Source organism: Streptomyces sp. SudanB182_2057 (assembly GCF_964272715.1).
Lineage (GTDB): Bacteria > Actinomycetota > Actinomycetes > Streptomycetales > Streptomycetaceae > Streptomyces > Streptomyces rubradiris.
Window position 1 is genome coordinate 1,724,011 of the sequence record NZ_OZ186798.1, and the last position, 14,533, is coordinate 1,738,543.

Genomic DNA, 14,533 nt, shown 5'->3' on the forward strand with positions numbered 1-14,533 from the left:
GGGTGGGTGCGGGGCGGGCGCGATCCTCACACCAGCCCAGCACGATGCCGGCGCCCCTCCCGCACCGGCGGCCACCGGCCGGTCAGCTCTCGCGCACCGCTTCCCGCAAGGCGGTCGGCTCTCCCCCGAGCCCTTCAGTCACTGCCCCCATGTCGGCCGACGTACCGCCGTCGCGGCCGAGTTCGGGCAGGACGGTGAGCAGCCCTACGGCGGCGAGGCCGGCGCCGAGCCAGAGCGGGGCGCGCAGGCTCCACAGGTCGATGGCGACGGCGCCGAGGGACGAGCCGAGGATGACGCCGAGCGTGATGAAGGAGGAGTGCACGGTGTTGACCAGCGGCCCGGCGTTGCCCGCGCGCTGCACCCGGGTGACCATCGCCGGGTTCATGGTGACGCCCACCAGACCGACGCCCAGCATGCAGACCACGGCGGGGACGGGCACTCCGGCGAAGACCGCGAAGCCGGTGAGGAAGAGCAGGCTGAGCACCAGGCCGATGGCGAGGACCGGCAGGGTGTACCGGTCGGCGAACCGCCCGACGACCGTGTTCCCGACGACGGTGGCGGCGCCGTAGGCGATGAGCAGCAGCGGAACGGTGCCCGCGGAGAAGCCGGTGAGGCCGGTGAGGATGGGGTTGAGGTAGCTGAAGGCGGAGAAGGTGGCGCCGATGATCAGCGTGCTGGTGATCAGCGCCAGCCACAGCCGGGGCCGGGCGAAGACACCGGCCTCGGCGCGCAGCCCCCCGCCCGGGGTGGCGTCGAGGCGCGGCACACCGGCCGCGGTGGCCGCGGCGGCGGCCAGGGCGAGCACCGAGACGGCCCAGAACGCGGCGCGCCAGCCGAGCCGTTCGCCGATCAGGGTGGACAGCGGAAGCCCGAGCAGGGTGCCGAGCATCAGCCCGTTCATGGCCACGGCGATGGCCCGTCCCCGTATCTCGGGCCGGGTGAGCCGGGCGCACAGCGAGATGGCGACGCCGAAGAAGGCCTGGGAGGCGACGCCGGTCACGATCCGGGCGACGAGCATGGTGCCGTAGCCGGTCGCGGTGGCGGCGAGCACGTTGCCGGCCAGGAAGACGGCGAACAGCACCAGCAGGGCGGTGCGGGGCGGGAGTTTCATCACCGCCACGGTGAGCACCGGGCCGCCGAGGGCCATGGCGGCGGCGAACGCGGTGATGAGATAGCCGATCTGCGGAACGGTGGCGTGCAGGCCGGCGGCCATCTGCGGCATCAGGCCGGCGACCGCGAACTCACTGGTCACCATGGCGAAGATGCCGAGCGCCAGGACGTAGACGGCACGGGGCACGGTGGTCACTCCTTCGGACAGGAACCCGCACTGGGTCGGCGGGTGGGCTGGTTATGTACCGACCCATCCAAAACAAGCCCGCGAGAGGTCATCATGGATGGGTGGTTTTGGATAGATCAGTTCAAAAATCGGTCAGCAGCAAGGACCACGACACACATCACGGCACTCACCCCTCGGCCCTCGACCCTCCCCGCCGACCCGGCAGGCAGGGCCGACGGTCGGCCTGGGATCAGGCCGTCAGCGCGTCGAGGGCGATCGCGACGATGGCGTCCAGCGCGGCCCGGTCGGCACCGCCCTGGGCGGAGACACGCAGGCCCGCGATGGTGGCGTTGAGGAACCGGGCCAGGTCGCCCGCGTCCCGGGAGGAGGTGATGCTGCCGTCACGCCGGCCGGCCTCGACGGCGGCGCGCAGGGTGTCCAGCCGATAGGCCGTGTCACGCTCCAGCATCCTGGCCGCGACGGCGTCACGCCCGGCGAGTTCGATGGTGGTGTTCACACCGAGACACCCCAGGCTGCGGCCGGTGGGCCGGTTCTCGGCGTCACCGTCGAGCACCCGGGCGAACAGGGCGCGGATCCGGTCGGCACCACTGAGCGCCGGATCCTCCAGCACGGCCGTCTGACCCGCGTTCATGGCGGTCATGTAGCGGTCCAGGACGCGCTGGAACAGGGCGTGCTTGCTCTTGAAGGTGTTGTAGATGCTGCTGCGCCCCAGTCCGGTGGCGGCGCACAGATCCTCGGTGGAGGTGGCCTCATACCCCTTCCGCCAGAAGGTCCGCATCGCCGCGTCCAGAGCCTGGTCTTCGTCGAACGTCCTCGGTCGGGCCATGCGCAGAGACTACGTTTTTGGACCGGTCATTGCAATACGGCACTCCAGCACCCACCTGCCGAAGGCTCACCGGTACGACTTCGGCGGAGTCGCCTTCCACGCCCGGTCCAGGGAATCGTCCCACGTGCCGTCGCGGTCGTAACTGGCGGCGCGGCAGCCTCGGGACATGGGCGCCGCGGCGCTGTGGAGCCAGGGAGCGTCCCCGATCCGGGCTATGGCGTGACCGCAGTACCGGCACTCCGTGTGGCTCATCAACTCGCTCGTCAGACGATCGAGTTGGGCAGTACGGTCCGCCGCCTCCTCCCTGAGGCCCCGCAGCACCTCCTCGGCGGTCGCAACCCCCGCCGAATCGATGAGGTCGCGCACGAGCGCCGCCGCCTCGATGGCGATGTCGGCCCGCCGTGCGGCATCGACCAGGCTCCGCGCGCCACCGCGGCCGGGCGACTTGCGCACCGCCCGCTCCGCCAACGCGATGGACGGCCGGTCCGACACGGGCAGCCCGTCATCGCCGGCCTGGTGCTGCGCGCCCCCGTCCCTCAGGCGCCTGCGGGCCACTTCGAAGGCCCATGCCTCGGTGGACGCCTTCTTGGAGACGTTGAAGTGGGTGCTGGTCGCGGCATCCATGACCGTGTGGAACTCCCGCATCAACGCTCCCCAGTGGTCGCCGCCGGCGAAGTCCTCCGGAGCCCAGCCATAGTGACGTACGAGCTCGTCACGGACCCGGTCGAAATGGTGCAGGCTCTTGCGCACCGGTCCCGACGTGTCGATGCGGAGGCCGACGCGTTCCGCCTTGGCCAGCGTCTCCGGCTCCACACCCTGCCACTTCATATGGCCGTCGCGTTCGCAGGCGTAGTCGACCCAGGACCAGAACGCCTCGGCGTCCGCCACATCTGGGGCCTCACGGTGGTGGCGCGGGCAGAGGAGGGCGAAGTTGCGCACATCGTTGGAACCACCGAGCGATCCCGGAACCACATGGGCCCTTTCCACCGGCGCCTGCCAGCAGATCAGGCAGATGGGCTCATCGAGACCGAGATAGTCGGCGATGGCCCGGAGCGAGGGCCTCGACCGGCGCCGGTCGGGTTGACTCTCCCGGTTGCGCACGGGCAGTTCGCGGTGATCGTAGGCGTGTTCACGGTCGGGGTCTCTTATGTTCAGGACGTCGGGGAGGTCCTCGCGTTGCGGCTCGGGGTTCCTCGCCCGATAGAGCGGTGTGCTGATCTCCGTGAGGTACGGACCGAGGAACCCCAGGGCGAACTCCTGGATGATCTCCAAGGCGTCGGCGTCATAGCCGCCGGCGGCGTTGCGGTGCCCCTGGACATCCAAGTAGAGGTAGCGAGGGGCGCCGGGACTCGTCGCCGCCGCCTTCTTCAGGATCGAGAAGAGGCGGGTCGCGCACTTGGTGAAGTCCTCTTCGACCCGCATGTCGTGATACAGCGCGATGCCCTGCGGCTTCGCCGCCCCCTGAGGAAGGGCCGCGCTCCGCCCCGTCTCACGCCGAGCGGACCGCCGAGCGGCCGCCGGCTTCTGTTCACTGTCATCCATGGCCGCACAGTAGGCGCCGCCACTGACAACCGGCCTTCCCGGCTTTCCGGACGGCGCCACGGGGCTACGCCCAGTCTGCACGTGCGCGTACGTGAGCCCGTACCAGGGTGGGCCGGTGCGGCCGGGCCACCTGTTTATGCAAGGACACGCATAGTCGCGTCCATGCGTGGACGCGTAGCGCCACCCCCTCTACTGTCGGTGGGAAGGCGGCCCAAGCGAGGCCGGAGCAAGGGGGTTTGGCATGTCCGAACGTTCGGCGCTCACCCGGCTCACGGGCAACGGCAACGGCGAGTGCGGAGAGAAGGACTGCCCGAACGTGTACCGCACGGCCACGGGATCGTTCGTCGTGCAGGGCGACGTGTCCAACGCCTTCACCCCGCCCACCGGGGAAGGGCTCGTGGAAATCCCGGAGGCGGTTCTCAGGGAGGCATTCCGTGCACTTGGATGGTGACGCGTGGAATGACTGCTTCGATTCCATGGAGCGTGAGGCGTGGCGGCTGGAAACGCTGCCCGTCTACACGATGCCCCAGGAAGCGGAGAAGCTGAAGCGCTTTCTCGCCGGGGAGAAGTCGCCGGACGATTACACGTCGGCCTGGATGGACGAGGTTCGGCAATGGACCTCGGAAGGAAAGAGTGTCGGCAGGGTGCACGTCGTGACCCGCCCGCTCTCGGACTACCTTCGGTTCGAGTTCGAGTATTACTACCGGCATCACGTGAAGGCGGGCGAGGATATCCGCATCCTCGACCTTACCGACCGGGAGAACCCGGGACTCCCGGACCAGGATTTCTGGATGTTCGATGAGTCCAAGGTGGTCCTGATGAAATACCGGGCGGACGGGACGCAGATAAACCGGGAACTGTACGCGGGTGATCCCGAGCCGTACCGGCAGTGGAAACGGATTGCCGTGGCCGAGTCGGTTCCATTCCTGGAGTACGTGAGCGGGTGACGTTCGAGCCTGAAAGGTTGGGGCAGCCGAAGCAAGAACTGGCAGCCCTGCTGAAAGAACTACGCAAGCGAGCCGGCCTCACTGGGGACCGGCTCGCTCGGCGTTGCAACATGTCCCAATCGAAGATCAGCCGGATCGAGAACGGGAAGGCTCAGCCGAGCCTGCTGGACCTGGAGAGAATCCTCCGGGCTGTCGTTGCTCCGGCCGAGGTCGTCGAGGAGGTCATTGCCCTCGCAAGGCTGGCCAATACCGAGTGGCAAGACCTTCGCTCGCTGCGCCGCAGAGGACTGGAAAAGAAGCAGACCGAACTTGCCGCGCTCGAATCCTCCTCTACCGAGTTCCGCTTCTTCCTGCTCTCAATGATTACGGGACTACTGTCCACCCCTGAGTACATCCGGGCCAGCCTCGCCCATTCCCCGGCTGATGCCACTAAGACGATCGCGAGGAAGCTGGAGCGGCAGGAGATTCTTTACGACACAAAGAAGCGGTTCACCTTCATCCTCACCGAACAGGCCGTGAGATGGCCACTCCTGCCCCCTGCCACGATGGCGATGCAGATTGACCGGCTGGCCTCACTGACCCACCTGCCGAACGTGAGGCTCGGTGTCATCCCCATCGTGGGATATAAGCCAATGGCCCCGATGGACACCTTCACTGTCTACGACAACACCCTGGCCACTGTGGAGAACACCACCGGAGTCGTGATCCTGAGAGATCCACGCGATATCGAAATGCATTTGGAACTATTCTCGACCCTTGAGGGATACGCGCTGTTCGGGGCCGAAGCGCGAGCCTTGTTGGCGGAGTGGGCTGCCGCCTTCCGTTCATGATCTTTAGTCGATGACGGGAAAGAACTACACAGCCGCCGCTTCCTGGGCCAATGATTTCCCCCATGACAGCGACCGAGCGAAACGAAAAGCGGGTCCGCTACGGCGTGGGGTGGCGGCTGGGGTACAGGCTGAGGTTCGGCCCTGACACTGGTGTGCGCTCATCACAGCGGTGCGGGTGAGCCCGCGCAACGCGGTGATCTTGAGTTCGCCGACCAAGTACCCGCTGTGCAGGTGCTCTCGGTGCACGGGTCGTCCGTCACCACTCAGGTCGGCGTCCGCCGCGCTCGTCGCTGTCCCTCTGCTTCCTGCCGGAATCCCGGTGGGAGTCCCCGAGAGGAGTGAGGTAAGTCCGATGGTGAAGCAGAACACCACGTCAGCCGCCCCCGAGGGGGGTGGCCTGCTCGTCGCGAAGCGGAAGATCGTGGCCGCGCGGACCCGCGCCGAGCAGGAGTCGGACGTCAGCGGTGGCCGCTCCGACGGCAACGACTGACGGGAGCGCCCACGTTGGTTGACGCAGCCTCGTGGGCGGGGCGTCTGGGCGGGGACAGGTTCCTCGCCCGGACGTACCACCGCTCCTACGCGCACTTCCCCGGAGCCGCCGACACGGCGGGCCTGTTCTCCTGGGACGACCTGAATCGGATCATCGCCACGCAACGGCTGGAGCCGCCCCGGCTGCGCCTGTCGGTCGACGGCGAGATGGTTCCGATCCACCGCTACGCGATCCCGACCACGAACCGCCGGTCGGTCACGTGGTCCCGCATCCAACCGTCCGACTTCCATGCCCAGCTCAGGGACGGGGCGTCACTGGTCCTCGACGCGGTGGAGAAGATCCACCCCGCCGTGGGGGCGGCTGCCGAAGGGCTGCAACGCTTCCTCGGAACCTCCGTGCAGGCCAACGTGTACGCCTCGTGGACCGAGCGGGAGGGCTTCGGCCGGCACTGGGACGACCACGATGTGGTGGTGGTCCAACTGCATGGCTCGAAGCGGTGGCGTCTGTGGGGCATGACCCGTGAAGCGCCCACCTTCCGGGACGTGGAGTCGCCGGAGGAGCCGGAGGGCAACCCGGTGGCGGACCTCGTTCTGTCCCCGGGTGACGTGCTCTACCTGCCGCGCGGCTGGTGGCACGCGGTCACCGCTGATCAGGGGACGGAATCCCTGCACCTGACGTTCGGCATGGTCACGCACACGGGCGCTGACCTGATGGTGTGGGTCGTCGATCAGCTTCGGGCGTCCCTCGCTTTCCGCAAGGACATTCCGCGCTTCGGCTCGCTGGCGGAACAGGCGGTCTTCATCGACGCCGTGCGCCGTGAGGTGGTGGACATGATGGCGGACCCTCGCCTCGTGGAGCGGTGGGCGGAGTCGATCGACACGACGGACCTGGGCCACGCGATTCCCTCCCTCCCGTACGTGGAAGGGCTCCCCGCACGGGCAGGTATCACGGTCAAGCTGACCGCTCCGAGGGGTCGCCTGACGGCGAACCGCGAACAGGGCACGGTCACCTTCTCGGCGGCCGGTACCGCGTGGGACTTCGCCGAGTCCGCCGCGCCCGCGCTGGGCACGCTGCTGACCAACCAGCCGACCACGCTCGGCGAACTCGCCGACTCCGCCGGACTGGAGGTCAAGGAGGTGGCCGAACTGGTCTCCGTCCTCATCGACGGCCACGCTGTCGCAGTCGTGGGGACGGCGCTGTGACCGCCGCTCTCTGCCTGGGGACATACCGCGTGCGTGCCGTCAGTCAGGCGGCGCGCACCGCCCTGGCTGCCGGTAGCCCCTGGGTGGACACGGCACCCAACTACGCCCATGGTCGGGCACATGAGGAACTGCGCCCGGTTCTCGGGGAGTACCCGACCGTGCGGGTAGCCACGAAGACGGGGTTCTTCACGGAGAAGCAAGGCGGCATCGCCCTGGCTGAGGGCGTGCTCACCCGCGAAGAGGCGGCCGGTAGGCACAGCCTTGAGCGAGGCTTCGTCCGCTGGCAAACGGAGCGGTCGTTGGCCGCGCTCGGGCGCGTGGACCTGGTGTTCGTGCACAACCCGGAGCACGACGGGCACAGCATTGACCGTGCCGCTCTGCACGGGCGTGTGCGCGAAGCCTTCACGGCGCTGGAGGAGTTCGCCCATGCGGGCAGGATCGGCGGGTACGGCGTCGCCACCTGGTCGGGCCTGACCTCCGGAGCGCTCAGCGTCCCTGAGTTGCTCGCGCTCGCCCGGCAAGCGGCTGGTTCCGCCGAGCACCACTTCACGGGCTTGCAGATCCCCGTCAGCCTGATCATGGATGCCCCGATCACACAGGCCCTGAACGGCGACGGACCTCTGGTGCGGGCGAAGGACGCGGGGCTGATCACATTCGGCTCCGCTCCCCTGCACGGGGGTGAACTCCTCGACGCCATGACACCCGAGCTGGTGAACCTCATCCGCCCCGGCCTGTCGGCCGCAGCCGCTGCCCTGCTGGCCGCCGGCTCGTGCCCTGGCCTCGATGTCGTCCTGACTTCCGCGAGCACCCGTGAACACTGGGACGATGCGGCGAAGGCTCTGGCTGCGCCTCTGACGGCCCAGGAACTCAGGAGGGTGACGGATGAACTCGCCGGTGAATGAGGAGGTGCGGGCCCTGATGGAGGCCGCCCACGACCGGGCGGCCAAGGCGCTGGGGCTCACCTGCACGGGGTCGCTGGCGTGGGGCTTCCTTGGTGTCACCCTCGGGCGGCGAGCGGGTGACCGGTGGCTACGGGTCAGCCGGACGGCGAAGAGGAACGCGGGCAGGAAGGAGGGGGAGGGCATTGCAGGGGCCTCCCTGCTCGTGCCCGATGCCGTCCCGCGCCCGCGCCTGTACGAGGTGCACGACTGGACTGACGGGGAGTGGGCTTTCGAGGCGGAAGTCCTCGACTACGTCGTGCAACCCATCGTGTCCCCGGAACGAGCCGACATCGACCACGACCCGGAGTTGCCTGGTGAGTGGTGGGGGGAGCTGCGCCGAGCCCTTGCCCTGCTCGCTGAAGTGGAGGGGGTGAAGGTCACCGTCCGGGACGGCTGGATCGAGCGGGCCTTCCCCCAGTTCCTCGGCGTCCCGGCCCCCGCCAAGGTGGAGCGGGTGACCGGTCACGGTGACCTGCACTGGGGGAACCTCACGGCTGCGCCCCTGTGCCTGCTGGACTGGGAGCGGTGGGGCTTGGTGCCTTTCGGGTATGACGCCGGACTCCTCCACGCCAACAGCCTGCTCGTTCCCGACGTAGCCGCCCGCATCCGCAAGGAGTTCGGGCCGATCCTCGACACCCCGGCCGGCCGAATCGGGGAACTCGCGGCCCTGGCCGAGATGCTGCAAGCCGTAGCCCGTGGCTGGTACCCCGACCTCGCACCCCACCTCGTGGCCCGCGCGGAGGCACTCACCAGTGTGCGCCCGCCCGTCCCGGCGCGCTCCGAGGTGAGCGCCTGAGAGCACTCCGCCCGGCCGTCGGTCACGCGGTTGGTCACGTCGCGGCCAGAGAAACGGAAAGACCCCAGATCAACTGGGGTCTTTCGCTGGTGTCCGAGGGGGGACTTGAACCCCCACGCCCGATAAAGGGCACTAGCACCTCAAGCTAGCGCGTCTGCCATTCCGCCACCCGGACCAGGTGTCTGTCGCCTTGCGGGGCGTGTTCCCCGCGGCGACATGGACAACAATACCAAGGTTTCGGAGTGCGTTTCACCTGCGTATCCGTCGCCGGGCGGCGGCCGGGAACGCCCCCACCTGCACGGCAAACCCGGCGCACACACTCCGTGAAAGACTGGGCGCCACGTGTGACCGGCCGGAATCCGCCGGGCGCTGTGACCGGAAGCCACCCCACCCCCTGGACACCGCTCGCCGGATGCGGGATAACGAATCCATACAGTATTCGTCGACTGTATGCAATGTGCTGTATGCACACCTCGGCAAGGGAGAGGACCTCGCCATGCCCCACACCACCGGCGACGCCACCGGCGACACCCCCCACGGCACACCCGACGGCCCCCAGGCCACCCGACCCGCCCAGGACCTGATCTCCGGCGGTCATCTCGTCGCCAAGGCGCTGAAGGCCGAAGGGGTCGACCGCGTCTACACCCTGTGCGGCGGCCACATCATCGACATCTACGACGGCTGCGTGGACGAGGGGATCGAGGTCGTCGACGTACGTCACGAGCAGGTCGCCGCGCACGCCGCCGACGGGTACGCCCGGATCACCGGCAAACCGGGCTGCGCGGTGGTCACCGCCGGGCCCGGCACGACCGACGCCGTCACCGGGGTCGCCAACGCCTTCCGCGCGGAGTCCCCGATGCTGCTCATCGGCGGCCAGGGCGCGCTCAGCCAGCACAAGATGGGGTCCCTCCAGGACCTGCCGCACGTCGACATGATGACGCCGATCACCAAGTTCGCGGCGACCGTGCCGGACACCGCCCGCGCCGCGGACATGGTGTCGATGGCCTTCCGCGAGTGCTACCACGGCGCCCCCGGCCCCTCCTTCCTGGAGATCCCCCGGGACGTCCTCGACGCCAAGGTGCCGCGCGAGACGGCCCGGGTGCCCCGGGCCGGCGCCTACCGGGCCTCGACCCGCTCGGCCGGCGACCCGGAGGCGGTGGAACGGCTCGCCGACCTGCTGGCGCACGCCCGGAAACCCGCCATCCTGCTGGGCGGCCAGGTGTGGACGACCCGCGGCACCGAGGCCGCCGTCGAGCTGGTGCGCACCCTGAACATCCCGGCGTACATGAACGGCGCCGGCCGCGGCACCCTCCCGCCCGGCGACCCGCACCACTTCCAGCTCTCCCGCCGGTACGCGTTCTCGCACGCCGACGTCATCGTGGTCGTCGGCACCCCGTTCGACTTCCGCATGGGCTACGGCAGGCGCCTCTCCCCCACCGCCACGGTCGTGCAGATCGACCTCGACTACCGGACGGTGGGCAAGAACCGCGACATCGGCCTCGGGATCGTCGGCGACGCCGGACTGGTCCTGAAGGCCGTCACCCAGGCCGCGTCCGGACGGACCGACGACGGGGCCGTGCGGCGCAAGGAGTGGCTGGACGAGCTGCGCGCGGCCGAGCGGGCGGCCCTGGACAAGCGGCTGCCGCAGCTCAGGTCGGACGCCTCGCCCATCCACCCGTACCGGCTGGTCAGCGAGATCAACGACTTCCTCACCGAGGACTCGGTCTACATCGGCGACGGCGGCGACATCGTCACCTTCTCCGGGCAGGTCGTCCAGCCCAAGTCGCCCGGCCACTGGATGGACCCGGGCCCGCTCGGCACCCTCGGTGTCGGCATCCCCTTCGTGCTCGCCGCCAAGCAGGCCCGCCCGGACAAGGAGGTGGTCGCCCTCTTCGGCGACGGCGCCTTCTCCCTGACCGGCTGGGACTTCGAGACCCTCGTCCGCTACGACCTGCCGTTCGTCGGCATCGTCGGCAACAACTCCTCCATGAACCAGATCCGTTACGGCCAGGCCGCCAAGTACGGCAAGGACCGCGAGCGGGTCGGCAACACCCTCGGCGACGTGCCGTACGACCAGTTCGCGCGCATCCTGGGCGGTCACGGCGAGGAGGTCCGCGACCCAGCCGACATCGGTCCCGCCCTGCGCCGGGCCCGCGAGTCCGGGAAGCCGTCGCTGATCAACGTCTGGGTCGACCCGGACGCGTACGCCCCCGGAACCATGAACCAGACCATGTACAAGTGAGGTGAACGCCCATGACCGCCAGGGCTCTTGAGGGCATTCGCGTCCTCGACATGACCCACGTCCAGTCCGGGCCGTCCGCCACCCAGCTGCTCGCCTGGCTCGGTGCGGACGTCGTCAAACTGGAGGCGCCGACCGGTGACATCACCCGCAGGCAGCTGCGGGACCTGCCGGACGCCGACTCGCTGTACTTCACGATGCTCAACTGCAACAAGCGCGGCATCACCCTGAACACCAAGACCGAGCGCGGCAAGGAGATCCTCACCGAGCTGATCCGCCGCTCGGACGTCATGGTCGAGAACTTCGGGCCGGGCGCGGTCGACCGGATGGGCTTCGGCTGGGAACGCGTCCGGGAGATCAACCCGCGGATCGTCTACGCCTCCATCAAGGGGTTCGGGGACGGCCCGTACACCCGGTTCAAGGCCTACGAGGTCGTCGCGCAGGCCATGGGCGGGTCGATGGCGACCACCGGTTTCGAGGACGGGCCGCCGCTGGCGACGGGGGCCCAGATCGGGGACTCGGGAACGGGGGTGCACGCCGTGGCCGGGATCCTCGCGGCCCTGCTCCAACGGGAGCGGACCGGGCGCGGGCAGCGCGTCGACGTGGCCATGCAGCACGCCGTGCTCAACCTGTGCCGGGTGAAGCTGCGCGACCAGCAGCGGCTGGCCCACGGGCCGCTCGCCGAATACCCCAACGAGGACTTCGGCGAGGAGGTCCCCCGCTCGGGGAACGCCTCCGGCGGCGGCCAGCCGGGCTGGGCGGTCAAGTGCGCTCCGGACGGCCCGAACGACTATGTGTACGTCATCGTCCAGCCCGTCGGCTGGCGGCCGATCACCGCGCTCATCGGCCGGCCCGAACTCGCCGACGACCCCGAGTGGGCCACGCCGGAGGCCCGGCTGCCGAAGCTGAACAAGATGTTCCAGCTGATCGAGGAGTGGTCGGCCACGCTGCCCAAGTGGGAGGTGCTGGAGCGGCTGACCGCGCACGACATCCCGTGCGGGCCGATCCTGTCCACCAAGGAGATCATCGAGGACGCCTCGCTGGCCGCCGACGGCATCGTGGTCCGCGTCCCGCATCCCGAGCGCGGCGAGTTCGTCACCGTCGGCAGCCCGATCAAACTCTCCGACTCCGCCGTGGAGGTGACCGCCTCGCCGCTGCTCGGCGAGCACAACGAAGAGGTCTACGCCGGTGAACTCGGCTTCACTGAGGACGAGTTGCGCCTGCTGAAGTCGGACGGGGTGATCTGAGTGCCGGACGAGGACCGGATGGCCCGGGTGCGGGCGCTGCTGGAGTCGGTGCGGGCCGAGGGCCGTAGCGTGCTGACCGCGCCCGAGGGCAGGGTGGTCGCCGACGCCTACGGGATCGCCGTACCGGGCGAGGAACTGGCCCGGGACGTGGACGAGGCGGTGGCCGCGGCGGCGCGGCTGGGCGGGCCCGTGGTGCTGAAGATCGTCTCGCCGGACATCCCGCACAAGACCGAGGCCGGCGGGGTCGTCGTGGGCGTGGAGGGCGCCGACCGGGTGCGGGCGGCGTTCCACGAGATCGTCGGCAACGCGCGTGCCTACGACGCCGGGGCCCGTATCGAGGGCGTGCTGGTACAGGAGTTGCTGCCGGCCGGCCAGGAGGTCATCGTCGGCGCGGTCACCGATCCGGCCTTCGGGAAGGTGGTGGCGTTCGGGCTGGGCGGGGTGCTGGTGGAGGTGCTGAAGGACGTGACGTTCCGCCTCGCTCCCGTCACCCGCGACGAGGCGCTGTCGATGCTCGACTCCATCCGGGCGGCCCAGATCCTGCGCGGGGTCCGCGGCCGGGCCGGGGTGGACCGGTGGGCGCTGGCCGATCAGATCCGGCGGGTGTCGCGACTGGTCGCGGACTTCCCCGGGATCGGGGAGGTGGACCTCAATCCGGTGATCGCCACGGAGCGGGGCGCGGTCGCCGCCGACATCCGGATCATCCTCGCCGAGCGGCGGCCGGCCCCTCGGCGGACGTACGGCCGCGAGGAGATCCTCACCTCGATGCGCCGGCTGATGCGGCCGGACTCGGTGGCGGTGATCGGTGCCTCCAACGAGCCCGGGAAGATCGGCAATTCGGTGCTGCGCAACCTCCTCGACGGCGGGTTCGCCGGTGACATCCACCCGGTCAATCCCCGGGCCGACGACATCCTGGGCCGCAAGGCGTACAAGAGCGTCACCGACGTGCCCGGCGAGGTGGACGTGGCCGTCTTCGCCATCCCGGCCCGGTTCGTGGCGGCGGCGCTGGAGGAGGCGGGGCGCAAGGGCGTCCCCAACGCCGTGCTCATCCCGTCCGGGTTCGCGGAGACCGGCGAGCACGCGCTCCAGGCGGAGCTGGTGGAGATCGCCGAGCGGTACGGCATGCGCCTGCTCGGGCCGAACATCTACGGCTACTACTCCACCTGGCAGGACCTGTGCGCCACGTTCTGCACGCCGTACGACGTCAAGGGCCCGGTGGCGCTCACCTCGCAGTCCGGTGGCATCGGCATGGCCGTCCTCGGCTTCGCGCGCGCCACGAGGACGGGTGTGTCGGCGATCGTCGGCCTCGGCAACAAGGCGGACCTGGACGAGGACGACCTGCTGACCTGGTTCGGCGAGGATCCGCACACCGAGTGCGTCGCCATGCACCTGGAAGACCTCAAGGACGGGCGGGCGTTCGTGGCGGCGGCCCGCGAGGTCGTGCCGAGGAAGCCGGTGGTGGTGCTGAAGGCGGGCCGTACGGCGGCGGGCGCGCGGGCGGCCGGCTCGCACACCGGGGCGCTCGCGGGCGACGACGCGGTCTACGACGACATCCTCCGGCAGGCCGGGGTGATCCGGGCGCCGGGCCTGGAGGACCTGCTGGAGTACGCGCGCGCGTTGCCGGTCCTGCCCACTCCCGAGGGCGACAACGTCGTCATCATCACCGGCGCGGGCGGCAGCGGGGTGCTGCTGTCGGACGCGGTGACGGACAACGGGCTGTCGCTGATGGAGATCCCGCCCGACCTGGACGAGGCGTTCCGCCGGTTCATCCCGCCGTTCGGCGCGGCCGGCAACCCGGTCGACATCACCGGGGGCGAGCCGCCGGCGACGTACGAGGCGGCGATCCGGCTGGCACTGGCGGACCCGCGCGTGCACGCGCTGGTGCTGGGCTACTGGCACACCATCGTCACCCCGCCGATGGTGTTCGCCGAGCTGACCGCCCGGGTGGTGGCCGAGTTCCGCGCACGCGGCGTCGAGAAGCCGGTGGTGGCCTCCCTCGCCGGTGACGTGGAGGTCGAGGAGGCGTGCCGGTACCTGTTCGAGCGGGGGGTCGTGGCGTATCCGTACACGACCGAGAAGCCGGTGGCCGTGCTCGGCGCCAAGTACCGCTGGGCGCGGGCGGCCGGCCTGCTGCGGGACGGTTCCGTTCCCCCCACCGGCGAGGAGCTGAGCTGAC

Annotated in this window: 13 protein-coding genes and 1 tRNA gene; 10 read left to right on the top strand and 4 right to left on the bottom strand. The window is 69.7% G+C overall.

Features of this window, described 5'->3' with window-relative positions:
* Positions 1–82 precede the first annotated feature (82 nt).
* From ACSURM_RS07205 to ACSURM_RS07215, 3 genes are all read right to left on the bottom strand, one after another.
* Positions 83–1,297, bottom strand: coding sequence for an MFS transporter (locus tag ACSURM_RS07205; RefSeq protein WP_436954120.1), 1,215 nt, complete (start codon positions 1,295–1,297; stop codon positions 83–85).
* A gap of 229 nt (positions 1,298–1,526) precedes the next feature.
* Positions 1,527–2,123: a TetR/AcrR family transcriptional regulator gene (locus tag ACSURM_RS07210; RefSeq protein ID WP_436954121.1), complete on the bottom strand. Its 597-nt coding sequence runs from the start codon at positions 2,121–2,123 to the stop codon at positions 1,527–1,529.
* Positions 2,124–2,189: 66 nt separating this feature from the next.
* On the bottom strand, positions 2,190–3,725 hold the full coding sequence (locus tag ACSURM_RS07215; protein ID WP_436954122.1) for an HNH endonuclease: 1,536 nt from the start codon (positions 3,723–3,725) through the stop codon (positions 2,190–2,192).
* Between the two features lie 181 nt (positions 3,726–3,906).
* Between ACSURM_RS07215 and ACSURM_RS07220 the strand changes: the two genes are divergently transcribed.
* The 7 genes from ACSURM_RS07220 (at position 3,907) to ACSURM_RS07250 (ending at position 8,871) form a co-directional block, all read left to right on the top strand.
* Positions 3,907–4,116: a hypothetical protein gene (locus ACSURM_RS07220; protein WP_436954124.1), complete on the top strand. Its 210-nt coding sequence runs from the start codon at positions 3,907–3,909 to the stop codon at positions 4,114–4,116.
* Positions 4,100–4,612, top strand: a complete 513-nt coding sequence (locus ACSURM_RS07225) for a DUF6879 family protein (RefSeq protein ID WP_436954125.1) — start codon at positions 4,100–4,102, stop codon at positions 4,610–4,612. Before ACSURM_RS07220 ends, ACSURM_RS07225 begins: the two co-directional genes overlap by 17 nt.
* On the top strand, positions 4,609–5,442 hold the full coding sequence (locus ACSURM_RS07230; RefSeq protein ID WP_436954126.1) for a helix-turn-helix domain-containing protein: 834 nt from the start codon (positions 4,609–4,611) through the stop codon (positions 5,440–5,442). The genes ACSURM_RS07225 and ACSURM_RS07230 overlap by 4 nt, the downstream gene beginning before the upstream one ends.
* A gap of 352 nt (positions 5,443–5,794) precedes the next feature.
* Positions 5,795–5,932 (top strand): hypothetical protein, encoded by a 138-nt coding sequence (locus ACSURM_RS07235; protein WP_362220724.1) that lies wholly within the window; start codon positions 5,795–5,797, stop codon positions 5,930–5,932.
* 14 nt (positions 5,933–5,946) lie between these two features.
* A complete protein-coding gene (locus ACSURM_RS07240; RefSeq protein ID WP_436954127.1) occupies positions 5,947–7,134 on the top strand; it encodes a cupin domain-containing protein in 1,188 nt (395 codons plus the stop codon).
* A gap of 29 nt (positions 7,135–7,163) precedes the next feature.
* Positions 7,164–8,036, top strand: coding sequence for an aldo/keto reductase (locus ACSURM_RS07245; protein WP_436954128.1), 873 nt, complete (start codon positions 7,164–7,166; stop codon positions 8,034–8,036).
* Positions 8,017–8,871: a hypothetical protein gene (locus ACSURM_RS07250; RefSeq protein WP_436954130.1), complete on the top strand. Its 855-nt coding sequence runs from the start codon at positions 8,017–8,019 to the stop codon at positions 8,869–8,871. Before ACSURM_RS07245 ends, ACSURM_RS07250 begins: the two co-directional genes overlap by 20 nt.
* An 87-nt stretch (positions 8,872–8,958) precedes the next feature.
* Here ACSURM_RS07250 and ACSURM_RS07255 read toward each other — a convergent pair.
* Positions 8,959–9,046, bottom strand: a tRNA-Leu gene (locus tag ACSURM_RS07255).
* Between the two features lie 321 nt (positions 9,047–9,367).
* Between ACSURM_RS07255 and ACSURM_RS07260 the strand changes: the two genes are divergently transcribed.
* Genes ACSURM_RS07260 through ACSURM_RS07270 form a run of 3 tightly spaced genes read left to right on the top strand, consistent with a single transcriptional unit; the run spans position 9,368 to position 14,532 of the window.
* The gene (locus tag ACSURM_RS07260; RefSeq protein WP_436960974.1) at positions 9,368–11,113 is read left to right on the top strand and encodes a thiamine pyrophosphate-binding protein; all 1,746 of its coding nucleotides are present in this window, start codon (positions 9,368–9,370) and stop codon (positions 11,111–11,113) included.
* Positions 11,114–11,124: 11 nt separating this feature from the next.
* Positions 11,125–12,357, top strand: coding sequence for a formyl-CoA transferase (frc, locus tag ACSURM_RS07265; RefSeq protein WP_436954131.1), 1,233 nt, complete (start codon positions 11,125–11,127; stop codon positions 12,355–12,357).
* 18 nt (positions 12,358–12,375) lie between these two features.
* Positions 12,376–14,532 (top strand): acetate--CoA ligase family protein, encoded by a 2,157-nt coding sequence (locus ACSURM_RS07270; protein WP_436960976.1) that lies wholly within the window; start codon positions 12,376–12,378, stop codon positions 14,530–14,532.
* Position 14,533 lies beyond the last annotated feature (1 nt).

Coding starts and splice junctions, on each gene's coding strand:
- ACSURM_RS07250 (WP_436954130.1), top strand. CDS start 8,017: ATGAACTCGCCGGTGAATGAGGAGGTGCGGGCCCTGATGGAGGCCGCC.
- ACSURM_RS07210 (WP_436954121.1), bottom strand. CDS start 2,123: ATGGCCCGACCGAGGACGTTCGACGAAGACCAGGCTCTGGACGCGGCG.
- ACSURM_RS07270 (WP_436960976.1), top strand. CDS start 12,376: ATGGCCCGGGTGCGGGCGCTGCTGGAGTCGGTGCGGGCCGAGGGCCGT.
- ACSURM_RS07220 (WP_436954124.1), top strand. CDS start 3,907: ATGTCCGAACGTTCGGCGCTCACCCGGCTCACGGGCAACGGCAACGGC.
- frc (WP_436954131.1), top strand. CDS start 11,125: ATGACCGCCAGGGCTCTTGAGGGCATTCGCGTCCTCGACATGACCCAC.
- ACSURM_RS07235 (WP_362220724.1), top strand. CDS start 5,795: ATGGTGAAGCAGAACACCACGTCAGCCGCCCCCGAGGGGGGTGGCCTG.
- ACSURM_RS07260 (WP_436960974.1), top strand. CDS start 9,368: ATGCCCCACACCACCGGCGACGCCACCGGCGACACCCCCCACGGCACA.